Below are 22,372 nucleotides of genomic sequence, written 5' to 3' on the forward strand. Positions count from 1 at the left end.
GATGGAAAATGAGACGTATTTATTTTGTAGGGCTAATTTTTTACACGCTAATTGTATTACACGTTGCATTCCCAAATATGTTTTCATTTGAGGAGGTAGAAACAGTACACGTCGGGATATTTATCTTTATTCTATTTGTAGTAGACTGCTGTATTTCAATATGGTTTTCGAAAAGAAAATATGTACAAGATAAAAAAGAAATGGAACAAAAAAAGAGAAAACGTTCATTTTGGATGATGACGTACTGTTTGTCTTTAGTGCTTACTGCTGCTTTTTTTAGTGAACATATTCCATTAGAAAGATTAAATATTGGATTTGGAGCGTTCGTATTCGCATACTATTTTTTTATGCACTTTCTTCCTTATATGAAAGAAAAGCGAGGAGAAGAGGAAGACCCGCTTGTAGAAGAAGCGAGAGAACAAGAGCATAAGAGAATAGAAGGGGATATAAAGAAACTTGGAGAACAAAAATGGTATTTAAAATCAAAAATCATATATGTTCTTTGCTTCATTACGCCGCCAATTGGCTATTTGTACGTCTTCTTACTTCGTAAAAAAATGACAGCAGATGCAAAGCAAACGTACTTAACGATCGCGACAATCATGATGGCGTTATGGTCTTTGAAGTTTCTTCCGCCTTATGTGTTGGCAATTACCGTTGTTGTCGTAGCATGTCTTGTGTTTATAGTGAAGTTTATAAAATGAAAAACACCAAGCCTATGTGGACTTGGTGTTTTATCTATAAATTAAAGCTCACCTTGCTCTTCATCACCACGAACAACAAGGACATCGCATTTCGCATAGCGAATAATATGTTCAGAGACGCTACCAATTAGGAAACGCTCAACAGCATTTAAACCAGTCGCGCCACACATAATTAAATCTACTTTATGGTTTGGAGCAATTTCTTTTGAAATTTTTGATTTAGGATTACCGAATTCTAATACAGTTTCAATTTTTTCAAGACCAGCTTCAAGCGCAGTTTTTTTGTAGTCTTCTAATAAGTCTTCTGCAAATAGATTTGCACGTTCCGCAATTGCACGGCTATAAGCTTCTACTGCTGAGTATGCTTTTACATCAACGATATGAGCAATTGTTAATGTTGCATTGTTGCGCTTTGCGACTTGAATTGCTTTTTTAAAGGCTTTTTCTGCTTCTTTAGAACCATCCACCGCGATTAAAATATTTGTATATGTATTATTCATAGTAAATTCCTCCCAATCTGTTTTATAACTGTTTACAACTTAATTATAAAACAAATTTTGGTAACGTGCTTGCCAGAAACGTTACAGAATTTTGAAAACTCTGTTTCAATTCATTTTAGTTGTAATTGGAGCGAGAACTTGTTACATATGAAGTATAGCAATTTAAAAGGGGGCAGTTTTGTGAGACATGCGCTCATTACAGCCGGTACGAAAGGTTTAGGAAAGCAAGTAACAGAAAAATTATTGGCTAAAGGCTATTCAGTAACAGTAACGTACCATAGCGATATCACGGCTATGGAAACGATGAAAGAAACATATAAAGATGTGGAAGAGCGTCTACAATTCGTGCAAGCGGATGTCACGAAAAAGGAAGATTTACATAAAATAGTAGAAAAAGCGATGAGCCGTTTTGGCAAAATTGACTTTTTAATTAATAATGCTGGTCCATATGTATTTGAACGAAAAAAGTTAGTTGATTATGAAGAAGATGAATGGAATGAAATGATTCAGGGAAATTTAACAGCGGTATTTCATTTATTAAAACTTGTCGTTCCGGTCATGAGAAAACAGAACTTTGGCCGTATTATTAATTACGGATTTCAAGGGGCGGATAGTGCACCGGGATGGATTTATCGTTCAGCTTTTGCCGCAGCGAAAGTAGGACTTGTTTCATTAACGAAAACAGTTGCTTATGAAGAAGCGGAGTATGGTATTACTGCGAACATGGTATGTCCTGGTGATATTATAGGCGAGATGAAAGAGGCAACTATTCAAGAAGCACGTCAGCTAAAAGAGCATAACACACCGATTGGTAGATCTGGAACAGGTGAAGATATTGCAAGAACCATTTCGTTTTTATGTGAGGACGATTCCGATATGATTACCGGTACAATTATTGAAGTGACTGGTGCAGTGGATGTTATTCATAGACATCGATAGAATAAAATAAGATGAAGTTTCGAATAATTGGACAGTTTATCCATTGTGCTGAGAGGTGCGGATAATACTGTCCTTTAATATAAAATTAAATCTATCGGAAAACTCGTGTTATTTTTTTGTCAAATATTGAGATATTATGTTAAAATATAAGAGCGTAGAAAGCGCTTTAAAAAAATGATTCAGGGGTCATTTCATAACTCAAGGGGGAACTAATCATGCGTATCGGTATTCCAACAGAAATTAAAAACAATGAAAACCGTGTGGCAATGACGCCAGCGGGAGCAGTACATTTAGTACAAAATGGTCATGAAGTTTTTGTTCAAAAAGGAGCAGGTTTAGGATCTGGCTTTACGGATGAAGAATACGTACAAGCTGGTGCGAAACTTGTAGAAACTGCTGAAGAAGCATGGAATCAAGATATGGTTATGAAGGTAAAAGAGCCAGTAGCAAGTGAATACGGCTATTTCCGTGAAGGTTTAATTTTATTCACATACTTACACTTAGCTCCAGAACCAGAATTAACGAAAGCATTAATCGATAACAAAGTTGCATCAATCGCATATGAAACAGTACAATTAGACAATCGTTCTTTACCATTACTTGCACCTATGAGTGAAGTAGCTGGTCGTATGGCTGCACAAATCGGTGCACAATTCCTTGAGAAAAACAAAGGTGGTAAAGGTATTTTACTTGCAGGCGTTCCAGGGGTAAAACGCGGCAAAGTAACAATCATCGGCGGTGGTCAAGCTGGTACAAACGCAGCTAAGATTGCAGTAGGTTTAGGTGCAGATGTAACAATCATTGACTTAAGTGCAGAACGTCTTCGTCAATTAGATGATATTTTCGGTAACCAAGTAAAAACATTAATGTCTAATCCATATAACATTGCAGAAGCTGTTAAAGAATCTGACCTTGTTATTGGTGCAGTATTAATTCCAGGTGCAAAAGCGCCAAAACTTGTAACTGAAGAAATGATTCAATCAATGGAACCAGGTTCTGTCGTTGTAGATATCGCGATTGACCAAGGTGGTATTTTCGAAACAACTGATCGTATTACAACTCATGATAACCCAACTTACGAAAAACATGGCGTTGTTCATTATGCAGTTGCTAATATGCCAGGTGCAGTTCCACGTACGTCAACTCTTGCATTAACAAACGTAACAGTACCATATGCAGTACAAATTGCGAACAAAGGTTACAAAGATGCTTGCTTAGGCAACACTGCATTACTAAAAGGTATTAACACATTAGATGGCTATGTAACATTCGAAGCAGTTGCAGAAGCGCACGGCTTACAATACGCTGATGCGAAAGAGCTTCTTGAAAAAGCTCCTGCTTTATCATAATAGAAATACATTTGAGACCTTCCTTTATGAGGAGGGTCTTTTTTATGGAGAAATAACATGTGAATAATTGTTATTTATTGGTGTAAATCGATTTTTATTATGATAATTTAGAATTATATAACAAAAAGAGGGGATTCAATGGGGAGCAAAAAGAGGAAGAAAAAGCAAGTTAAGAGACAAAAGTATATGAAGAGAAAACAGGAACAGAACATACCTTTTTCAAAAAAAGTAGTCCTTATGATAGAAAAAGTATTTCGATATATTTGTATGTTCTTGTATGTGATTTTTTGTGTGTTTTTATGTGGGATGGTTAAAAGTTTGGGGATAACCCCTAATGTTATTGAAGGTATTTTTGGCGTTATGCTTGTTATGGTAGAAGGAATCTTATTCTTTATATTATTTGATAAGGTTTGGCCTAGTCATGAAAGTAAAAAAGATAGAAAAAGAAGCAAAAAATCTTCATCCAATTCAAGCTCATCAAGTGGATTCGGTGACTACAGTAGCAATGATTGTAGCAGCTCAAGTGATGGTGGAGGAGATTGCGGAGGTGGAGGAGATTAAGTTAGTTTTTTAGAAGAACGACTAATGAAAGGATGGGACGAAAGATGGAAACTGTGAACTTAATAGAATTAACAAAGGATATTAAAGATCAACATAAAAATTTCGTCGTTTCAAATGTAAATAATCATTGCTTACGAATCGCTGTATTTACTGGCGAATATGATTGGCATTATCATTCTAATTCGGATGAATTATTCATTGTGCTAGAGGGAGAATTGCTTATCGATTTTGAAGATGGAGAAACGGCGGTTTTAAAGCCAAATGATTCTATTTTAATTCCAGCATGTACGATTCATAGAACGAGAGCATTAAAGAGAACGGTAAATCTTTGTTTTGAACATATAGAGGCTGATACGATTATAGTGGAGCAATTATGAAGAAATTATCTGTAGCCAAGTATAGAAAAATCCTTCCGATTTTAGAAAGTAATATAAGAACGACAACGTTTGCTTATGCGGTATGTGAGCAAATGATAGATGGTGAAGTTTTTGTAAACGAGAAGTTAACAGCAGGATTAATTATTACAGCTAACGGTATCTATTATTTATTTGGTGATACTGATGATCAAAATTATAACGAAGAGTTATTTTCGTATTTAAAAACAGCTATTGAGAAAACAGAGAAGAGATTTACACTCTTTACTTCAAGGGAAGAGTGGGAAATGATGTTAGAAGAGCGTTTTAGTAATACACTTCGGAACATCCCTCGAATGAAATTTCAAAGAGTAACCTTTGAGGAGAGAAAACGAGATTGTAACAAAAATACATATGAAGTGAAGCGTATTGATAGAAGAGATATAGAGCGAAGCAGTGAATTTAAAGAGGAGTACTACAAAGAATATTGGGGATCAAAAGAAACGTTTTTGAATAGTGGTTTTGGATTTTGTATAGAACAAGATGGGATAATTGTAGCTGAATGTGTCTCAATATTTAGCAGGAATGGTTATGCTGAAATAGATATCGCAACACATGAAGCCCATCAAGGGAAAGGATTAGCTCAAGCTGTTGCGACACGGTTCATTGAACATTGCATGCAAAATGATATTATACCGAGCTGGGATTGTTATGTAGACAATATTCCTTCGCGAAAATTAGCTAGTAAATTAAGTTTTTATCATCCAATAGAATACAGTTTGTTTGTACGTAAGAAAACGGGGGAATAAAAATGAATGTAGAATTAACGAGATTTAAAGTTAAGCCTGGTAAGAGTCATCGAGTAGATGAATGGATGCAGCTTCTTAATGAAAATATGAAAGAAGTCCTTTTGACATTAAACGACGAAAAGATGTATGTTGAGACAATTTTCCGGGAAATAAGAGATGGAGAAGAGTACTTATATTGGTATTCTGTGCAAGGAGAAGGCGGAGCTCTTGTCGAAAATTCTCATTATGAAATCGATAAAAAGCACTTAGCGTTTTGGTATGAATGTATCGATGAAGAAGCACCATCTATTGATATGAAAACAGAAGTTGTTATGATTCAAGAGGTTGTGAGGGAAGCGATGGAATAATAGAGTAATATTTTGTGAACAAAAAACAGTCTTATTTTTATGCTGAAATATATATTATTGGAGATGCTATAGGATGAGAATTAGTAATAAATATATCACTCTCGATGAAATAGAGATAATAAGAGAATCCTTAAATAAATTGCATGAATATCATAATAATAAATCAAAATATTTTTCTGGCGATTACCCAAGAATGACATTTGAGGAACGTATTGAAAATTATAAAAAGAACTCAAAGTACGGAGAATATAGAATTGAATTATTGATTGAGTCAGAAACAGATAATATATTAGGATTTTGTATAGCGTATAGTAAAAGCGTAAGCGGAAAGATTGAAATTTTATTTGTTGATGAAAAATACCGAAGAAACGGATTTGGTTTGAAATTAATGAATAGTGCAGTGGAATGGTTTAAAGCGAAGAAGATAGATGAAATTGAATTAACAGTAGTGTACGGAAATGAAGCTGTATCATTTTATGAAAAGCTGGGGTTTTATCCTCGTTCAATTATTATGGCAACTAAGTCATAACGATAGTATGGGGAGAGATGAGTGGGAGTTTTTGTTTCAAAAAAATGATTTATATTTTACTAAAGTATATGTGAGAGCACATCAAAATAAATGTGCTTTTTATTATGAAAAAATTTATAAAAGCTGCATTTGGATATCTTTAAGTGAAAATAAAGAGGGATATCGAGAATATTTTAGGATAAACTATAAAGTGAAACTTTAATCAGTGGGGGGCATCCCCCACTGATTATCAGCCCTCACCAATCGGGCTTTTATGGGCAGTCCGCCCCCCACCTAACTTCTTTGCTTCCGCTGAATTTTGATGTGGGGTCTTACTGCCCGTTAATGCGGGATAAAGAAATAAAAAACACCAAACCAAAAAACTTACCAATATACGGTGTAGTCGTAACAGGAAAAACAGAGGATTTACAAAGTTTACAAGGGTCACCGTATATTAAAGCTGCTGTAAGAGGTGTAACAGTTGAGAAATATTGATTACAAGTAATTAATGTGAATAATCAGAAAATTTATGTTATAATATGGGAAAAGGAGGTTTATATGAGGCAAATACATGGAGCAATTTATATTTACATAACAATGTTTTTCGTGGCGATATCCTATGGATTGGGGCACGTGTATTCGCATCCTATACTAACTTTTTTAAGCGGAGCATGTATGGCGTTTGCGCTTCTTGTCCACCTTTTCTCAGTTTGGATCGTGAAATTTCAATTAAATATTAGTGAAATAGAAGAAGGCACTTTTTGAGTGGCCTTCTTTTTTTAATAATATTTAAAGGAAGAAATAGACAATAAATAAATGCTTTTGAATCGAGGGGCATGATGAAGAGAGTATTATTCTTTTTTATTACTATTTTCTTTTTAGGGAGTTGTTCGATTTGGTATGTTACTTTTTCTAGCGAGAGCAAAAGTTGGACGGGACAATATAAAGGCCATATTAAGGATGATAGTGAAGATGGAATGTTTACATTTCAGTATAAGGGCGGAGATGGAAATACAGAATTTAAAAATTTAGAGATTGCTATTCATGAAACCTTTCGTACAATGACGCAAACTTCAGAAGTTCATAGAGGAGCAAAGGTTGAAATGAAGTCTTCTTGTGTAAGTTGCGCGCCTATCTCTAAAGATGAACCAATAGAGATTGTGATTAAATGGGATGATAAGTATGAGGAGAAGATGGTGCTAAATTTGAAATAGTAGAGAAATAAAAAAGGCAGCAATCAAGCTGCCTTTTTTATTATTTTACAAATTGTAATTCTTTCGGGAATTTCGTTAAAATTTCTGATCCGTCTTTTGTGATGTAAATATCATCTTCAATACGAACGCCACCTACGTTTGGTACATAAATACCAGGTTCGATTGTGAAGACCATACCTTCTTTTAATGGAGACTCGTTACCAGCTTTTACATCTGGATATTCGTGTACGCTAATTCCAAGTCCATGACCAAGTCGGTGCGGGAAGAAGTCTCCGTAACCTGCATCTGCGATAACAGAACGAGCAGCGTTATCGATTGCGCCAAGTGTAACACCTGGTTTACATGCTTCAACTGCTTGTAGTTGTCCAGCAAGTACAGTGTTGTAAATGCGAGTTTGCTCTTCAGAAATCTCACCGAATGCTACTGTACGTGTAATATCAGAGCAATAACCATCAATGATTACGCCTAAATCAAATAGTACGAAATCGCCGCGTTTCATTTTGTTTGCGCCAGGAATACCGTGTGGAAGAGCAGAGTTCGCACCTGCTAATACCATCGTATCAAATGACATTTTATGTATGCCTTTTGTTTTTAATTCGTGTTCAATAATTGCTAATACTTCTAGCTCGCTGCGGTTTTCTTTAATTGCATTTACACCAACTTCAACAGCATAGTCCGCCATTTTAGCTGCTTCGCGTAAAATAGAAAGTTCTTTTTCATCTTTAATTAAACGAAGTTCGCGAACTTTCTCCTCAGCTGATTTGAAAGCTGCATTTGGGAATAATTTCGTTAATTCTTCGTAGCGCTCTACGTTTAAATGTTCTTTTTCAATTGCAACTGCATTTGCATTGATGCCGCGGTCTTTAATTGCTTTTGCAATCATATCCCATGGTCTGTCAGTATCAGTAAATCCGATAATTTCATGTGCCCAGCCAGCGTTACGTGCTTGGCCTTCTTCCATTTTAGGGCAAATTAAAATAGGTTCTTTTTCTTGGAATACAAACATACCAAGAAGTCTTTCGTGTGGTTCACAGTGGAAGTTTGTCATGTAGAAGACGTTCGGTGTAGAAGTTAAGAACGCAGCTTCTACGTTTTTTTCTTTTAGCCATTGCATTAAATTTTCTAATCTAGCATTCATCGATTGGCACCCCCGAGATATTTAATTACAAATATAACTTTAACTCGGAAGAAAGCGTTATGACAAGTAAATAGATGTTAGAAAAGACAGGGGATTGAAAAATCATGTAGAATAAAAAGTGAGAATGTGAATAGGGGAGGAATGTAATAATGAAAGTATCTTATCATGGACATTCAGTTGTGAAAATTGAGGCGAATGGAAAAGTTATTTTAATTGACCCGTTTTTAACAGGTAATCCGAAAACAGATTTAAAAGCTGAAGATGTAAAAGTGGATGCAATCCTTTTATCGCATGGACACGGTGATCATGTTGGAGATACAGTAGAACTTGCGAAGAAAAATAATGCAGTTGTTGTAGCGCCATTTGAACTAGCAACATTTTTAAGTTGGCAAGGTGTAAATACACACCCGATGCATATTGGTGGTTCACATGAATTTGACTTCGGAAAAGTGAAGTTTACACAAGCATTCCACGGCTCTAGTTATATTGATGAAGCAAATAAGACGATTACATATACAGGTATGCCAGCAGGTATTTTATTTACAGCAGAAGAGAAAACTGTATACCACGCAGGAGATACTGCACTATTCTCTGATATGAAGTTAATTGGGGAATTAAATAAAGTTGATCTAGCATTTTTACCAATTGGTGATAATTTCACAATGGGACCAGAAGATGCTGTACTAGCGGCAAAATGGATTAATGCGAAAACTGTTGTACCGATGCATTACAATACGTTCCCAGTTATTGAACAAGATCCATATCAATTTGTAGAAAAGCTACAAAATTGTACAGGGAAAGTATTAGAAGCTGGAGAAAGTATTACACTATAGAAAAGAAACCCTTCATTTGAAAAAGAAAAGTGAAGGGTTTTTTATGTGTGTAGGACAGCTTTTAATGCTTGTATTTGTTTTGGTGATTCTTTTCTTTTGGTACGTGGTTGTTCAGGTGTTTCATTCAATTCCATTGCAACTTTTTTCCCATCTACGAAAGCTAAAAATACAGCACCTACAACCTCTAAAAATTTTTTCATCATGTGTTCGCTCCTTTGTTTTATTTCTTGTCTTAATTGTATAAGTAATTAAGTGTACGAACTATCGAATGAGATGACAATAGCATTACATTGTTGTAATAGAATGAATGGTGGAATGCAAGAGACATTTTGTTATAAAAAAAATAGTACAGGTATGCAAAGAGAGAGTGTAACAGTTTTGAAAATATAGTATACTAAAAGTACAACACATGAAGAATTTAGGGAAAAGAAAGTATGGTGAAACCATTTGGCTACCAAGCATAACCAAATTTTAGAACATATTAATAGCCTGCCAGTAGGCCATAAAATTTCTGTAAGACAAATCGCGAAAGATTTGAGTGTAAGTGAAGGGACAGCTTACCGTGCAATTAAAGATGCAGAAAATAAAGGATATGTTAGTACAATTGAACGTGTCGGAACAATTCGAATTGAACAGAAGAAGAAAGAGAATATCGAAAAACTGACATATGCAGAAGTCGTTAACATTGTCGATGGTCAAGTACTTGGGGGCAGAGAAGGACTACATAAAACATTAAATAAATTCGTAATCGGAGCTATGAAATTAGAAGCGATGATGCGCTATACAGAAGCTGGGAATTTACTCATTATTGGTAACCGTACGAACGCACATCAATTAGCGTTAGAAACTGGAGCCGCTGTATTAATTACGGGCGGATTTGATACGGAAGATCATGTGAAGAAATTAGCAGATGAATTAAAACTGCCGATTATTTCAAGTAGTTACGATACCTTTACAGTTGCAACGTTAATTAACCGTGCGATTTACGATCAGCTTATTAAGAAAGAAATTGTACTCGTTGAAGATATTTTAACGCCAATTGAAGAAACGTTATATTTAAAGCCGAGTGATACAGTGCAGCAATGGCATGCCTATAATGAAGAGACGATGCACGGAAGATATCCGATTGTTGATGAAAGTAACAAAGTGCTAGGAATCGTAACTTCAAAAGATATGATCGGAGTAGCGAAAGAAACACCAATTGATAAAGTAATGACAAAGCACCCAATTACAGTGAACGGTAAAATGTCTGTCGCAGCTGCGGCACGTATGATGGTGTGGGAAGGAATTGAATTACTTCCTGTCGTTGAGGAAGGAAATAAACTGCAAGGTATTATTAGCCGTCAAGATGTACTTCAGGCACTGCAAATGATTCAACGTCAGCCGCAAGTTGGAGAAACCATTGATGATATTGTAACGAATCAATTTATGACGCCAAAAGAAGCGAAGAATGAGCATCTATATCAATTTTCGGTGACGCCGCAAATGACGAACTCAATCGGAACGTTATCGTACGGTGTATTTGCAACAATTGTGACAGAAGCGACAAATCGCGTCATTCGTGCGCAAAAGAAAAGCGATTTAATTGTTGAAAACTTAACGATTTATTTCGTAAAGCCGGTTCAAATTGATAATATTGTATCTGTTCATCCGAAAGTATTAGAAATTGGACGTAAATTTGGTAAGGTCGATGTAGAGGTGCATCATGAAGGTAATGTTGTTGGAAAAGCATTACTTATGGTTCAGTTAATCGATAAATAAAAAGATGGAACAAATCGTTTTGATTTGTTCCATCTTTTTTGTTGTTTTAAATTTGAAAGGCATGATTTTAGATGGGAGTTTTAGTGAAATATGTATGGGATGGAGTGGAAAAGTAACGTGAGAAAAGACAGAATAATAATTCAATTCAGTTGTATATTGTGTTATGATTATATTGTAAGAAAATGGAATTATGAAAGGTGGTATGCATTATGTCGTCAGCCGTACTTTTTTTTGGTAGTATCGCATTATTTTACTTTCTTGTAATGATACCTATTCAATATTTATATTTACAAGGTTTACATGAAAAAAAGGAAAAGACAGGATTATCTCAGCGAGAGCTATATGAAAAAATGTCTTTTGAAGAAGAACAATTACATTTTCATGTACAAGGTAACCCATTTAATATACCATCTGCGTTTGTTGCATATATGATTTTGAAAGTGAAGCAACATAAAAAAGCATCACAATATTGATGCTTTTTTATGTTGCTTCATAGACTTCGGCTTCTTTAACTGCTAATGGCAAGAAATGTTTGTATTGGCGAAACCCGTTAAATACACTTGCACTACCAAATAGAACGAATAAAACACCAACGATAATACGAGCGGTTGAAAGTTCTAAAAAGAATTGGTTTATCCCGAAAAATAAAACGAATGAACCGAGTGCCATTGCGGATTTTCCTGAGAGCCAACCTTTCTCCATTGGGCGGTTTGTACGAAAGTATTTTGTTTTGTAAAAGAGGTACAACATAAATGAGACGATAATACAGAAGACTAATACTGGCATAATGAACACTCCCATCGCTTTATGAAAAATAATAGAAAAGAAAAAGAAATATCTAAACTTTCTAACTTTTATTATAAAGCAATTGTTCGCATGTATGAAATACTTTCCGTTATAATGGAGGATAAAGTGAAGAAGTTGATTAAAAAGGAGATTATACATATGCATGAGCAAATTTTAGAAGCAATTAAAGAGTTTGATACAATTATTATTCATCGCCACGTGCGTCCGGATCCAGATGCGTTAGGTTCACAGGGGGGTCTTGGTACAATTCTACAAGAATCGTTTCCAGAGAAAAATATTTATACGGTTGGGTACAATGAACCGTCACTAGCATACTTACGAGTAATGGATGATATTGAAGATAGTGTATACGAAAATGCGCTTGTTATTGTTTGTGATACTGCGAATCAAGAACGTGTTGACGATCAACGCTATACAAAAGGGAAGATGTTAATTAAAATTGATCATCATCCAAATGAAGATCCATATGGAGATATTACGTGGGTAGATACGACAGCGAGTTCTACAAGTGAACTGATTTATGAGTTTTATAACTATGGAAAAGATAAAGGATTAAAAATAACAAAAGAAGCAGCTCGCCTTATTTTAGCAGGAATTGTTGGAGATACAGGTCGTTTCTTATTCCCAAATACGACAGCCAAAACACTTCGTTACGTAAGTGAGCTTGTTGATATGGGTGTGAAATTCACAGATTTATACAATGAAATGTATAAGACAAAAGAAAAAATTGCTCGTTTAAACGGTTATATTTTACAAAACTTTACGATGGTAGAAGAAGGAGCAGCTTACATTAAATTAACGAAAGAAGTATTAGAAGAGTTTGATGTACTTCCTTCTGAAGCATCTGGTGTTGTTGGAGCGCTTGGCAATATTGATGGATTAAAGGCGTGGGTTCTATTTTTAGAGGAAGACGACGTAATTCGTGTTCGTCTTCGTTCAAAAGGACCAGTTATAAACAAATTAGCAATGCAATATAACGGCGGGGGGCATCCGATGGCTTCTGGTGCGAAGGCATCTTCTTGGGAAGAAGCGGATCGTCTTTTTGCTGATTTACGTGAGATTTGTAAATAAGAGACTATATGTTAGAACGAAAAGAAGGAGCGGTGCTAAAGCCCTCCTTCTTTATTTTTCTTTCTCTATAGTAATGCTAATTTCAAGCACTGTATCAAAAGATATTGTATCGACTTTAAAACGGTATAGCCGATCGTAATGTTTGTACGTTTTATTTTCGATTACCTTTTTAAGTAGGTCTTTATTTTTTGCGATACTTTGAATGTTTTTCGTTAAAAGATGTTGGAGATCATTATGGATAGATGTAGTCATATTTTCGAGTGTAAGATTGTCTAAATCGTATTTTTCTCGATTGATAAGTTTTATTTTAATCTCTTGAATGGTTAAGAGCCGTTTATTTTCAGTGTTCAATTTTTCTTGATCTTCGAGAAGGACGTGGAGCTTTGCTTCTTGTTTTTCTATAATTTCTCTTTGTTCTGCTATTTTACTAGCTTGTTCTTCTTGAAAAACACCGTATATGTACAAAAAAATAAACCAGCTCAAAACGCCTCCAACAGCAGCCCCAGCTAATACTAAGTACCATCTTTTTGCTGTATTAGCACTTGGTACTCTCATACATGTTCCTGCGTTAGCCATTTAATAATAATGAGACCTGTTTGCATACCACCAGTTGCGAAAAAAATAAGGAGAATTTGTTTTACGATATCTTTCATATCTCCGCCAAAGAAACTTCTTTCAAAGCTATAAAAGGTATCGAATGTTCCGCCGATTGCTGCAACGAGTGCCCAAATTCTTAAATTTTGGGCGAATTGATTAATGTAAGTTAGAGCTGGTTTTCCAATAAGAAACGCACCAAATCCACCAATTAATGAACCGCCAAGTATAACCCCAAAGGCAATAAAATAACTAATAATAAGCAGAGAGAAAAAAGTATGTTCTCTTACATCCATCGTCATTCCCCTTTCTTCTTCATATATATGGACAAAGTATAAGAAGTATGTTTTGATTTCCGCTTTCCTCATCACCTATAATAAAAGTAGTCAAATAGGTAAAGAGAGGGTACAACAGTGAAGTTTGTGCATTTACAATGTCAAACCGTTTTTAGTTTATTAAAAAGTGCTTGTAAAATTGATGAGCTTGTAGTCAGGGCGAAAGAACTTGGTTTTTCATCGCTGGCTATTACGGATGAAAATGTTATGTATGGTGTTATTCCGTTTTATAAAGCATGTAAGAAACATGGTATACAGCCTGTTATTGGATTAACCGCTTCTATTTTTAGTGAAGAAGAAGAAAGGTCTTATCCGCTTGTATTACTTGCTGAGAATGAAATAGGCTACCAAAATTTATTAAAGATTTCTAGCAGTATTATGACAAAGTCCAAAGAAGGTATTCCTAAGAAGTGGCTTGCGCATTATGCGAAAGGATTAATTGCTATTTCACCAGGTAAAGATGGCGAAATTGAGCAATTATTACTAGAAGACAATGAGAGTCAGGCTGAAGAAGTAGCTCGCACGTATCAAAATATGTTCGGCCATTTTTATATGAGTTTGCAGCATCATGCGATTCAAGATGAGTTGCTTTTACAAGAGAAACTACCTGAATTTATTAGTAGGGTTAATATTCCAGTCGTTGCAACAAATGATGTGCGCTATATCAATCAAAGTGACGCGCTTGTTCACGAATGTTTACTATCTGTTGAAAGTGGAACGAAAATGACTGATCCAGATAGGCCGAGGCTGAAAACAGATCAGTATTATTTAAAGTCATCGGATGAAATGGAAGCACTATTTTCCCATGCGCCGGAAGCAATCCAAAATACAATAAAAATTGCAGAGCGTTGCCAAGTAGAAATACTGTTCCATGTAAATCAACTTCCGAAGTTTCCTGTTCCGTCTAATGAAACGAGTGATATATACTTGCGTCGTGTTTGTGAAGAAGGTTTGCGGAAACGATATGGTGAACCGAAAGAAGTGCATATAAAGCGTTTGGATCATGAATTAAATGTTATTTCTCGTATGGGATTTAGTGATTATTTCCTCATCGTATGGGATTTTATGAAGTATGCACATGAAAATTATATTCTAACAGGACCAGGTCGTGGATCGGCAGCTGGTTCACTCGTTTCATACGTATTAGAAATTACAGATATTGATCCAATTGAATACGATCTATTATTTGAAAGGTTTTTAAATCCTGAACGTGTGACGCTTCCCGATATTGATATTGATTTTCCAGACGTAAGACGTGATGAGATGATTCGCTATGTGAAAGATAAATACGGTCAGCTCCGTGTTGCGCAAATTGTAACGTTTGGTACGCTTGCAGCAAAAGCGGCAATTAGAGACATTGCTCGTGTAATGGGGCTTCCGCCGCGAGATATTGATATATTTTCAAAACTTATCCCATCAAAGCTTGGTATAACATTAAAAGATGCATATGAAGAATCACAATCACTTCGTGAGTTTATACAAGGGAATCTTTTGCATGAGCGTGTGTTTGAAATCGCAAAACGTGTAGAAGGTTTACCACGTCATACGTCTATTCATGCGGCTGGTGTTATTATGAGTCAAGAACCGCTAACAGGCAGTGTAGCAATTCAAGAAGGACATAACGATGTTTATGTTACGCAATATCCAGCCGATGCGCTAGAAGAACTTGGGTTGCTTAAGATGGACTTTTTAGGATTACGTAATTTAACGTTACTTGAAAATATTATAAAATTTATCGCGAACAAAACAGGGAAAGAAATCGATATAAGAAACTTACCTCTTCAAGATGAAAAGACGTTCCAATTATTAGGAAGAGGAGATACAACAGGTGTATTCCAGCTTGAGTCAGGCGGTATGCGAAATGTACTTCGCGGGTTAAAACCGAATGAGTTTGAAGATATCGTAGCTGTTAACTCGTTATACAGACCAGGACCGATGGAACAGATACCGACTTTTATTGAATCGAAACATGGAAAAAGAAAAATCGAATATTTACATCCGGATTTAAAGCCAATTTTAGAAAGAACATACGGCGTCATTGTATACCAAGAACAAATTATGCAAATTGCATCGAAGTTAGCAGGGTTTTCGCTTGGAGAAGCAGATTTACTGCGCCGTGCGGTGAGTAAAAAAAATCGTGATATTTTAGATCAGGAACGTAAGCATTTCGTCCAAGGATGTTTGGGAAATGGATACAATGAGACATCCGCAGAGAAAATTTATGATTTAATTGTAAGATTTGCGAATTACGGTTTTAACCGAAGTCACGCTGTAGCTTACAGTATGATTGGATATCAGCTTGCCTATTTGAAAGCGAACTATACGCTGGAATTTATGACGGCATTATTATCAAGCGCAATTGGAAATGAAGATAAGATTGTACAGTATATACGAGAAACGAAGCGGAAAGGTTTTCACGTTTTGCCGCCGTCTCTTCAGAGAAGTGGTTATAACTTCCAAATAGAAGGGAATGCGATACGTTACAGTTTACTTTCGATCCGAAATATTGGAATGGCTACAGTGACGGCATTATTAGAAGAACGAGAGAAAAAAATGTTCGAAGATTTATTTGAATTTTGTCTCCGTATGCCGTCAAAGTTCGTAACGGAGCGTAATTTAGAAGCTTTCGTCTGGTCGGGATGTTTTGATGATTTTGGTGTTTCGAGAACGAATTTATGGAAAAGTATTAAAGGGGCGTTAGAGTACGCGAATCTCGCACGTGATTTAGGAGATGCTGTTCCAAAATCAAAATATGTACAAGGAGAAGAGCTATCTTTTATTGAACAACTAAATAAAGAGAAGGAAGCACTTGGCTTTTATTTATCAAGTTATCCGACAGCGCAGTATGTGAAGTTAGCAAAAGAATTAGAAATTCCATCTCTCGCTCAGGCGATGCGACACAAGAAAAAAGTACAAAGAGCGATTGTGTATATAACAAGTGTTAGAGTGATTCGTACGAAAAAGTTTCAAAAGATGGCATTTATTACATTCTGTGATCAAAATGATGAAATGGAAGCGGTCCTCTTCCCGGAAACGTATATACATTTCTCGGATAAGTTGCAAGAAGGAGCAATTGTTTTAGTTGACGGTACGATTGAGCTAAGAAATCATAAGCTTCAATGGATTGTAAATGGACTATATCCGCTAGAGGAAATGGATGTTTATGAAGAAAAGAAAGACGCATCTGTTTACGTGAAATTGCCATCTCAGTATGAGAAAAAGCTTTTAAATCGGGTTACGAAAATATTGTTCGACTATTCAGGTTTTGCGAAAGTACTAATTTATTATGAAAAGGAACATAAAATGGTACAATTATCTCGGAGTTTATCGATTCATCCAAGTGAAGAATGTTTAGGAGCACTTCGTGAAATTGTCGGGGAAGAAAATGTAGTTGTGAAAATATAATGGACAATTTCCCTACACTTCGATTATTATAGTAGTAGTGTTCGTGGTCAGACCACTTGGAGAAATTGATATCAGCAAGAATAATTTGAGGAGAGTGGATAGTTTGTCAACACTTCGTGAAGAAGCACTTCACATGCATAAAGTGCATCAAGGAAAATTAGAAACTGTATCAAAAGTAAAAGTAGAAAATGCAAAAGATTTAAGTCTTGCATATTCTCCAGGGGTTGCAGAACCTTGTAAAGAAATTTATGACGATAAAAGTAAGGTATATGAATATACGATGAAGGGAAATATGGTAGCAGTTGTGACAGATGGAACAGCTGTACTTGGTCTTGGTAACATTGGACCTGAAGCATCTCTTCCAGTAATGGAAGGTAAAGCTGTATTATTCAAGAGCTTTGCTGGTGTAGATGCATTCCCAATTGCCTTAAATACAAACGATGTAGATAAAATTGTTGAAACTGTAAAATTAATGGAGCCAACTTTTGGCGGCGTTAACTTAGAAGATATCGCAGCACCAAACTGCTTCATTATTGAAGAGCGTTTGAAAAAAGAAACAAATATTCCTATCTTCCATGATGATCAACACGGAACAGCTATTGTAACAGTAGCAGGTCTTGTAAATGCACTGAAATTAGTTGGAAAGAAAATGTCTGACATTAAAGTTGTCGCAAATGGCGCAGGTGCAGCAGGTATTGCAATTATTAAACTTTTATATCGCTATGGTGTACGCGACATTATTATGTGTGACCGTAAAGGCGCAATCTATGATGGTCGTCCTACAGGTATGAATCCGGTGAAGGATGAAGTTGCAAAATATACAAATAAGAATCGTATAGAAGGTTCTTTAGCTGATGTTGTACAAGGTGCGGACGTATTCATTGGTGTATCTGCAGAAGGTGCATTAACAGAAGAGATGGTTCGTACAATGAATGACGATGCGATTATTTTTGCAATGGCGAATCCAGTTCCAGAAATTATGCCAGAATTGGCAAAAGCAGCGGGCGCAGCTGTTGTTGGAACAGGTCGTTCTGACTTCCCGAACCAAGTAAATAATGTACTGGCGTTCCCTGGTATTTTCCGCGGTGCACTTGACGTACATGCGACACAAATTAACGAAGAAATGAAGATGGCAGCTGTACAGGCTATTGCTGAGCTTGTAGCAGAAGATGAGTTAAATGCAGACTATATCATTCCGGCACCATTTGACGCGCGTGTAGCGCCTCAAGTAGCGGCTTACGTTGCAAAAGCAGCAATGGAGACAGGAGTAGCTCGCCGTCAAGTAGATCCAAATGAGATCGCTGAAAAAACAAAACAATTAGCGCTGATTGGTAAAGAATAAGCGAGGAATTTCCATTGACATCATCAAATACAAAAGTATATCTCGAAATTGTAAAAAAAATCCGTTCCATTATGGAAGAGGATGGATTGGTGGCGGGGGATCGTTTGCCGTCTGAGCGTGAGTTAAGTTCACGCTTAAACGTAGGACGTTCCTCTGTAAGAGAAGCATTGCGTGCTTTAGAACTGGTAGGATTGATTGAAACGAGACGTGGTGAAGGGACGTTTATTCGAAACTTTTATGATAACGGTCTTGTACAATTAATTGCTCCGTTCTTATTGCAAGATGAGAAAACAATTCGTGATTTATTACAAACGAAACGGTTACTCGAGAAAGATATGATTCGAATTGTATGTAATTTACCGAAAGAAACGTTTTCTAAAGTGCTAAGTAAATTACATCAAGTGCTCGAAGGAAACGAAAACTCAATTCCAATGCTTCATCAAACGTTCTTTAAAACACTTATTGAACAAGTCGATAATTATTTACTATATCGCATTTGGATGATCGTAAATGATTACGTATCAACGCTTTCTTGTAAAGTTTCAAGAGATTCTATCGATATGTATAGAAAGCTTTACGCTACTTTGGAAGAAAAACAAGAAAATGATGCACTAAAAATTTACGATGAATTAGTAGAGAATATACAGTTTCACTCGTAATGTATAAAATTTGTCGAAATGACCATGACACGTTATGACAAACATTCTACCGCGTAGCGGTTAAAGTTAAACGTAAAGAGTGAGGTTATTAGACAGATTGAGAAGATAAGGCTAACATCAAACTTTGGTGTTAGCCCCATTTTCTTCTTACGCTAACCTTAGCTCTCAACGAAGGGGGTCAAATTGTGCTAAGAGATTTATTCGTGAAAAAGAAAAAGTACGCTGCAATACCTTCAGAACAAGTACGAAAAGATGTACCAGATGGCGTTATGACAAAATGTCCGGAATGTAAAAAAATCATGTATACGAAAGAACTTCTAAAAAATTTAAAAGTATGTGTGAATTGTGGATATCATCATCCTATGAATGCATGGGAACGTCTTGATAGTATATTGGACGAAGGGTCATTCCGTGAGTATGACAAAGAAATGGTTTCATTAAATCCACTCGAGTTTCCAGGTTATGAAGAGAAACTAGAGAGCGATCGTAAGAAGACTGAATTGAACGAAGCGGTTGTAACTGGTGAAGGAACAATTGATGACATGCTTGTTGTTGTTGCAGTAATGGATTCTCGTTTTCGAATGGGGAGCATGGGCTCTGTAGTAGGAGAAAAAATCGCCCGTGCGGTTGAAAAGGCGTACGACTTACAAGTTCCATTTATTATCTTTACTGCTTCGGGTGGTGCCCGTATGCAAGAAGGGATATTAAGTTTAATGCAAATGGCAAAAACAAGCGTAGCTTTGAAAAAGCATAGTAATGCAGGAGGATTATTTATTTCTGTTATGACTCACCCAACGACGGGCGGGGTTTCAGCGAGTTTCGCTTCACTTGGTGATTATAATCTTGCAGAACCAGGTGCACTTATCGGATTTGCTGGTAGACGTGTAATTGAACAAACGGTGCGTGAGAAACTACCGGAAGATTTCCAAACGGCAGAATTCTTACTAGATCATGGTCAATTAGATGCGGTGGTGCATCGTGATGATATGAGAGAATCGCTTCGCAAGATTTTAGAAGTTCATCAAGGAGGGGAAATGGCTGTATGGCAGAGCTAGAATTTGAAAAACCAGTTGTTGAGCTAAGAAATAAGATTCGTGAACTGAAAGACTATACGAAAAACAGCCAGATGGACTTCAGTGAGGAGATTCGTATTTTGGAAGAAAAGCTAGAAAATTTAGAGGAAGATATATACGGCAATCTAAAAGTATGGGACCGTGTTCAAATTGCTCGTCATGCAGAACGACCGACAACGCTCGATTATATTGAGCACTTATTTACTGATTTTTTCGAATGTCATGGAGATCGTCTATTTGGCGATGATGCAGCGATTGTCGGCGGCATTGCGAAATATAAAGGGATGCCTGTAACTGTAATTGGGCATCAGCGCGGAAAAGATACGAAAGAAAATATTCGCCGTAACTTTGGAATGCCTCATCCAGAAGGATATCGAAAAGCACTGCGTCTCATGAAACAAGCGGAAAAGTTTAATCGTCCTATTATTTGTTTCATCGATACGAAGGGAGCTTATCCTGGTAAAGCAGCTGAAGAACGTGGACAAAGTGAAGCTATTGCCCGCAACCTATTTGAGATGGCAGGTTTAACGGTACCAGTTATTTGTATCGTTATCGGTGAAGGCGGTAGTGGTGGTGCGCTAGGTCTTGGAGTAGGAGATTACATTCATATGCTAGAAAATTCCACTTATTCTGTTATTACACCAGAGGGTGCAGCGGCAATTCTTTGGAAAGATGCAGGAAAAGCAAAGGAAGCTGCAGAGGCAATGAAAATTACAGCAGCAGATTTGAAAGAATTAGGTGTAATTGACGAAATTATTCCAGAAGCAAGAGGCGGAGCTCACCGTAATATTTTGAAACAGTCAGAAAATATAGATTTAATGATTCGAAAAACTTTTGAACAATTAAACGGAATTTCGAAAGATGAATTAATCGAAAAACGTTATGAAAAATATATGAAAATTGGGCAAGTTTCGTTTTCAAACGCTTCCATTTGGATAAAATAAGAAAAGCGTGCGTTCCACTTCGCGAATGCACGTTTTTATTATGAAAAGACACATCTTCTCCATTGTATTTTTATATTTTTTCGTGTTATTTTATTATAAGGCAAATAATCTTTATGAGGTGAGTACAAATGAAACGTATTGGTGTATTAACAAGTGGTGGAGATTCACCTGGTATGAATGCTGCCATTCGTGCAGTTGTTCGTAAAGCGATTTTCCATGATATTGAAGTATATGGTATTTACCATGGATACGCTGGATTAATTTCTGGTCACATTGAAAAATTAGAACTTGGTTCTGTTGGCGATATTATCCACCGCGGTGGTACAAAATTATATACAGCAAGATGTCCTGAGTTTAAAGATCCAGAAGTACGACTAAAAGGTATCGAGCAATTAAAGAAACACGGTATCGAAGGACTTGTTGTTATTGGTGGAGATGGTTCTTACCAAGGCGCTAAAAAATTAACTGAACAAGGATTCCCATGTGTTGGTGTACCAGGTACAATCGACAATGATATCCCTGGAACAGACTTCACAATTGGTTTCGATACAGCTTTAAACACTGTTATTGATGCAATTGATAAAATTCGTGACACAGCTACATCTCATGAACGTACATATGTTATCGAAGTAATGGGACGTCACGCTGGTGATATCGCATTATGGGCTGGTTTAGCTGATGGTGCGGAAACAATCTTAATTCCAGAAGAAGAGTATGATATGGATGATGTTATCGCTCGTCTGAAGCGTGGTAGTGAACGTGGTAAAAAACACAGTATTATCGTTGTAGCTGAAGGTGTTGGAAGTGCAATTGACATCGGTAAGCACATTGAAGAAGCAACAAACTTTGATACTCGTGTAACTGTATTAGGTCACGTACAACGTGGTGGATCACCAAGTGCACAAGACCGTGTATTAGCAAGTCGTCTTGGCGCAAGAGCAGTTGAATTGTTAATTGCTGGTAAAGGTGGACGTTGTGTAGGTATTCAAGATAACAAACTTGTTGATCATGATATTATCGAAGCGTTAGCTCAAAAGCATACAATCGATAAAGATATGTATCAATTATCTAAAGAATTATCCATCTAATCGGCGTAATGTCAGATATTTGGGAACGGTTTCATAAT

Annotated in this window: 26 protein-coding genes and 1 pseudogene; 21 read left to right on the forward strand and 6 right to left on the reverse strand. The window is 36.4% G+C overall.

Annotated features, from left to right (window positions below):
• The first annotated feature begins 8 nt into the window (after positions 1-8).
• Positions 9-704 (forward strand): hypothetical protein, encoded by a 696-nt coding sequence (locus ACTFRY_RS01320; protein ID WP_001252919.1) that lies wholly within the window; start codon positions 9-11, stop codon positions 702-704.
• Positions 705-745: 41 nt separating this feature from the next.
• Here ACTFRY_RS01320 and ACTFRY_RS01325 read toward each other — a convergent pair whose 3' ends face one another.
• Positions 746-1,204 carry a universal stress protein gene (locus ACTFRY_RS01325; protein ID WP_001066673.1) on the reverse strand — a complete coding sequence of 153 codons (459 nt, stop codon included), beginning with the start codon at positions 1,202-1,204 and terminating at the stop codon, positions 746-748.
• A gap of 147 nt (positions 1,205-1,351) precedes the next feature.
• Between ACTFRY_RS01325 and ACTFRY_RS01330 the strand changes: the two genes are divergently transcribed.
• The 10 genes and pseudogenes from ACTFRY_RS01330 (at position 1,352) to ACTFRY_RS01375 (ending at position 7,284) form a co-directional block, all read left to right on the forward strand.
• Positions 1,352-2,143, forward strand: a complete 792-nt coding sequence (locus ACTFRY_RS01330; RefSeq protein WP_002005829.1) for an SDR family oxidoreductase — start codon at positions 1,352-1,354, stop codon at positions 2,141-2,143.
• A 215-nt stretch (positions 2,144-2,358) separates the two neighbouring features.
• Complete coding sequence (ald, locus tag ACTFRY_RS01335; RefSeq protein ID WP_001219398.1) at positions 2,359-3,492, forward strand: alanine dehydrogenase; 1,134 nt, start codon at positions 2,359-2,361, stop codon at positions 3,490-3,492.
• 138 nt (positions 3,493-3,630) lie between these two features.
• Positions 3,631-4,053, forward strand: coding sequence for a hypothetical protein (locus ACTFRY_RS01340; RefSeq protein ID WP_000534949.1), 423 nt, complete (start codon positions 3,631-3,633; stop codon positions 4,051-4,053).
• Between the two features lie 44 nt (positions 4,054-4,097).
• Entirely contained in the window at positions 4,098-4,430 is a 333-nt protein-coding gene (locus tag ACTFRY_RS01345) for a cupin domain-containing protein (RefSeq protein WP_016118713.1), read from the forward strand.
• A complete protein-coding gene (locus ACTFRY_RS01350) occupies positions 4,427-5,215 on the forward strand; it encodes a GNAT family N-acetyltransferase (RefSeq protein WP_098617032.1) in 789 nt (262 codons plus the stop codon). The genes ACTFRY_RS01345 and ACTFRY_RS01350 overlap by 4 nt, the downstream gene beginning before the upstream one ends.
• 2 nt (positions 5,216-5,217) lie before the next feature.
• Positions 5,218-5,562, forward strand: coding sequence for a DUF6176 family protein (locus ACTFRY_RS01355; protein WP_001100215.1), 345 nt, complete (start codon positions 5,218-5,220; stop codon positions 5,560-5,562).
• Between the two features lie 73 nt (positions 5,563-5,635).
• Positions 5,636-6,091 (forward strand): GNAT family N-acetyltransferase, encoded by a 456-nt coding sequence (locus tag ACTFRY_RS01360; RefSeq protein WP_098617033.1) that lies wholly within the window; start codon positions 5,636-5,638, stop codon positions 6,089-6,091.
• 333 nt (positions 6,092-6,424) lie between these two features.
• Positions 6,425-6,565: pseudogene (locus ACTFRY_RS01365) on the forward strand (anti sigma factor C-terminal domain-containing protein); the annotation flags it as partial.
• A 63-nt stretch (positions 6,566-6,628) separates the two neighbouring features.
• Positions 6,629-6,835 (forward strand): hypothetical protein, encoded by a 207-nt coding sequence (locus ACTFRY_RS01370; RefSeq protein ID WP_001248905.1) that lies wholly within the window; start codon positions 6,629-6,631, stop codon positions 6,833-6,835.
• 74 nt (positions 6,836-6,909) lie between these two features.
• Positions 6,910-7,284, forward strand: coding sequence for a hypothetical protein (locus ACTFRY_RS01375; RefSeq protein WP_136986050.1), 375 nt, complete (start codon positions 6,910-6,912; stop codon positions 7,282-7,284).
• Positions 7,285-7,324: 40 nt separating this feature from the next.
• On the opposite strand, the gene pepQ is transcribed toward ACTFRY_RS01375, so the two are convergent.
• Positions 7,325-8,422, reverse strand: a complete 1,098-nt coding sequence (pepQ, locus tag ACTFRY_RS01380) for a Xaa-Pro dipeptidase (RefSeq protein WP_000994032.1) — start codon at positions 8,420-8,422, stop codon at positions 7,325-7,327.
• Between the two features lie 149 nt (positions 8,423-8,571).
• On the opposite strand from pepQ, the gene ACTFRY_RS01385 reads away from it, so the two are divergent.
• Positions 8,572-9,255 carry a metal-dependent hydrolase gene (locus tag ACTFRY_RS01385; RefSeq protein WP_000868922.1) on the forward strand — a complete coding sequence of 228 codons (684 nt, stop codon included), beginning with the start codon at positions 8,572-8,574 and terminating at the stop codon, positions 9,253-9,255.
• A gap of 41 nt (positions 9,256-9,296) precedes the next feature.
• Here ACTFRY_RS01385 and ACTFRY_RS01390 read toward each other — a convergent pair whose 3' ends face one another.
• Complete coding sequence (locus tag ACTFRY_RS01390) at positions 9,297-9,458, reverse strand: hypothetical protein (RefSeq protein WP_000976017.1); 162 nt, start codon at positions 9,456-9,458, stop codon at positions 9,297-9,299.
• A 244-nt stretch (positions 9,459-9,702) separates the two neighbouring features.
• Between ACTFRY_RS01390 and ACTFRY_RS01395 the strand changes: the two genes are divergently transcribed.
• Together ACTFRY_RS01395 and ACTFRY_RS01400 are read left to right on the forward strand one after the other, a co-directional pair.
• Positions 9,703-11,016 carry a CBS domain-containing protein gene (locus tag ACTFRY_RS01395; RefSeq protein WP_098617035.1) on the forward strand — a complete coding sequence of 438 codons (1,314 nt, stop codon included), beginning with the start codon at positions 9,703-9,705 and terminating at the stop codon, positions 11,014-11,016.
• A 209-nt stretch (positions 11,017-11,225) separates the two neighbouring features.
• Entirely contained in the window at positions 11,226-11,489 is a 264-nt protein-coding gene (locus tag ACTFRY_RS01400) for a DUF3949 domain-containing protein (RefSeq protein ID WP_000093044.1), read from the forward strand.
• 7 nt (positions 11,490-11,496) lie between these two features.
• Here the strand turns inward: ACTFRY_RS01400 and ACTFRY_RS01405 are convergent, their stop codons facing one another.
• The gene (locus ACTFRY_RS01405; RefSeq protein ID WP_001144776.1) at positions 11,497-11,802 is read right to left on the reverse strand and encodes a YtpI family protein; all 306 of its coding nucleotides are present in this window, start codon (positions 11,800-11,802) and stop codon (positions 11,497-11,499) included.
• 159 nt (positions 11,803-11,961) lie between these two features.
• On the opposite strand from ACTFRY_RS01405, the gene ACTFRY_RS01410 reads away from it, so the two are divergent.
• Entirely contained in the window at positions 11,962-12,894 is a 933-nt protein-coding gene (locus ACTFRY_RS01410; RefSeq protein ID WP_016118710.1) for a DHH family phosphoesterase, read from the forward strand.
• A gap of 51 nt (positions 12,895-12,945) precedes the next feature.
• On the opposite strand, the gene ytrI is transcribed toward ACTFRY_RS01410, so the two are convergent.
• Entirely contained in the window at positions 12,946-13,449 is a 504-nt protein-coding gene (ytrI, locus tag ACTFRY_RS01415) for a sporulation membrane protein YtrI (RefSeq protein WP_001265736.1), read from the reverse strand.
• Entirely contained in the window at positions 13,446-13,859 is a 414-nt protein-coding gene (locus ACTFRY_RS01420) for a YtrH family sporulation protein (protein ID WP_002005839.1), read from the reverse strand. Before ACTFRY_RS01420 ends, ytrI begins: the two co-directional genes overlap by 4 nt.
• 42 nt (positions 13,860-13,901) lie before the next feature.
• On the opposite strand from ACTFRY_RS01420, the gene dnaE reads away from it, so the two are divergent.
• The 6 genes from dnaE to pfkA all read left to right on the forward strand — a co-directional run bounded on the left by dnaE (position 13,902) and on the right by pfkA (position 22,334).
• Complete coding sequence (gene dnaE / locus ACTFRY_RS01425) at positions 13,902-17,228, forward strand: DNA polymerase III subunit alpha (protein WP_061663242.1); 3,327 nt, start codon at positions 13,902-13,904, stop codon at positions 17,226-17,228.
• 133 nt (positions 17,229-17,361) lie between these two features.
• Complete coding sequence (locus ACTFRY_RS01430) at positions 17,362-18,570, forward strand: NAD(P)-dependent malic enzyme (RefSeq protein WP_161508111.1); 1,209 nt, start codon at positions 17,362-17,364, stop codon at positions 18,568-18,570.
• Positions 18,571-18,584: 14 nt separating this feature from the next.
• The gene (locus ACTFRY_RS01435) at positions 18,585-19,229 is read left to right on the forward strand and encodes a FadR/GntR family transcriptional regulator (RefSeq protein WP_000204439.1); all 645 of its coding nucleotides are present in this window, start codon (positions 18,585-18,587) and stop codon (positions 19,227-19,229) included.
• Positions 19,230-19,414: 185 nt separating this feature from the next.
• Positions 19,415-20,284, forward strand: coding sequence for an acetyl-CoA carboxylase, carboxyltransferase subunit beta (gene accD / locus ACTFRY_RS01440; RefSeq protein WP_000942856.1), 870 nt, complete (start codon positions 19,415-19,417; stop codon positions 20,282-20,284).
• Positions 20,272-21,246: an acetyl-CoA carboxylase carboxyl transferase subunit alpha gene (gene accA, locus ACTFRY_RS01445; protein WP_000818804.1), complete on the forward strand. Its 975-nt coding sequence runs from the start codon at positions 20,272-20,274 to the stop codon at positions 21,244-21,246. The genes accD and accA overlap by 13 nt, the downstream gene beginning before the upstream one ends.
• Positions 21,247-21,374: 128 nt before the next feature.
• Positions 21,375-22,334, forward strand: coding sequence for a 6-phosphofructokinase (gene pfkA, locus ACTFRY_RS01450; RefSeq protein ID WP_000821157.1), 960 nt, complete (start codon positions 21,375-21,377; stop codon positions 22,332-22,334).
• The last annotated feature ends 38 nt before the right edge of the window (positions 22,335-22,372 follow it).

The sequence above is a fragment of the Bacillus cereus group sp. MYBK195-1 genome, assembly GCF_051916605.1.
Taxonomy (GTDB): domain Bacteria; phylum Bacillota; class Bacilli; order Bacillales; family Bacillaceae_G; genus Bacillus_A; species Bacillus_A cereus.

Bases quoted from the DNA above. Each gene is read 5' to 3' on its own strand.
- ACTFRY_RS01320 (WP_001252919.1), top strand. From the start codon at position 9: ATGAGACGTATTTATTTTGTAGGGCTAATTTTTTACACGCTAATTGTA.
- ACTFRY_RS01325 (WP_001066673.1), bottom strand. From the start codon at position 1,204: ATGAATAATACATATACAAATATTTTAATCGCGGTGGATGGTTCTAAA.
- ACTFRY_RS01330 (WP_002005829.1), top strand. From the start codon at position 1,352: ATGAAGTATAGCAATTTAAAAGGGGGCAGTTTTGTGAGACATGCGCTC.
- ald (WP_001219398.1), top strand. From the start codon at position 2,359: ATGCGTATCGGTATTCCAACAGAAATTAAAAACAATGAAAACCGTGTG.
- ACTFRY_RS01340 (WP_000534949.1), top strand. From the start codon at position 3,631: ATGGGGAGCAAAAAGAGGAAGAAAAAGCAAGTTAAGAGACAAAAGTAT.
- ACTFRY_RS01345 (WP_016118713.1), top strand. From the start codon at position 4,098: ATGGAAACTGTGAACTTAATAGAATTAACAAAGGATATTAAAGATCAA.
- ACTFRY_RS01350 (WP_098617032.1), top strand. From the start codon at position 4,427: ATGAAGAAATTATCTGTAGCCAAGTATAGAAAAATCCTTCCGATTTTA.
- ACTFRY_RS01355 (WP_001100215.1), top strand. From the start codon at position 5,218: ATGAATGTAGAATTAACGAGATTTAAAGTTAAGCCTGGTAAGAGTCAT.
- ACTFRY_RS01360 (WP_098617033.1), top strand. From the start codon at position 5,636: ATGAGAATTAGTAATAAATATATCACTCTCGATGAAATAGAGATAATA.
- ACTFRY_RS01370 (WP_001248905.1), top strand. From the start codon at position 6,629: ATGAGGCAAATACATGGAGCAATTTATATTTACATAACAATGTTTTTC.
- ACTFRY_RS01375 (WP_136986050.1), top strand. From the start codon at position 6,910: ATGAAGAGAGTATTATTCTTTTTTATTACTATTTTCTTTTTAGGGAGT.
- pepQ (WP_000994032.1), bottom strand. From the start codon at position 8,422: ATGAATGCTAGATTAGAAAATTTAATGCAATGGCTAAAAGAAAAAAAC.
- ACTFRY_RS01385 (WP_000868922.1), top strand. From the start codon at position 8,572: ATGAAAGTATCTTATCATGGACATTCAGTTGTGAAAATTGAGGCGAAT.
- ACTFRY_RS01390 (WP_000976017.1), bottom strand. From the start codon at position 9,458: ATGATGAAAAAATTTTTAGAGGTTGTAGGTGCTGTATTTTTAGCTTTC.
- ACTFRY_RS01400 (WP_000093044.1), top strand. From the start codon at position 11,226: ATGTCGTCAGCCGTACTTTTTTTTGGTAGTATCGCATTATTTTACTTT.
- ACTFRY_RS01405 (WP_001144776.1), bottom strand. From the start codon at position 11,802: ATGCCAGTATTAGTCTTCTGTATTATCGTCTCATTTATGTTGTACCTC.
- ACTFRY_RS01410 (WP_016118710.1), top strand. From the start codon at position 11,962: ATGCATGAGCAAATTTTAGAAGCAATTAAAGAGTTTGATACAATTATT.
- ytrI (WP_001265736.1), bottom strand. From the start codon at position 13,449: ATGAGAGTACCAAGTGCTAATACAGCAAAAAGATGGTACTTAGTATTA.
- ACTFRY_RS01430 (WP_161508111.1), top strand. From the start codon at position 17,362: ATGCATAAAGTGCATCAAGGAAAATTAGAAACTGTATCAAAAGTAAAA.
- accA (WP_000818804.1), top strand. From the start codon at position 20,272: ATGGCAGAGCTAGAATTTGAAAAACCAGTTGTTGAGCTAAGAAATAAG.
- pfkA (WP_000821157.1), top strand. From the start codon at position 21,375: ATGAAACGTATTGGTGTATTAACAAGTGGTGGAGATTCACCTGGTATG.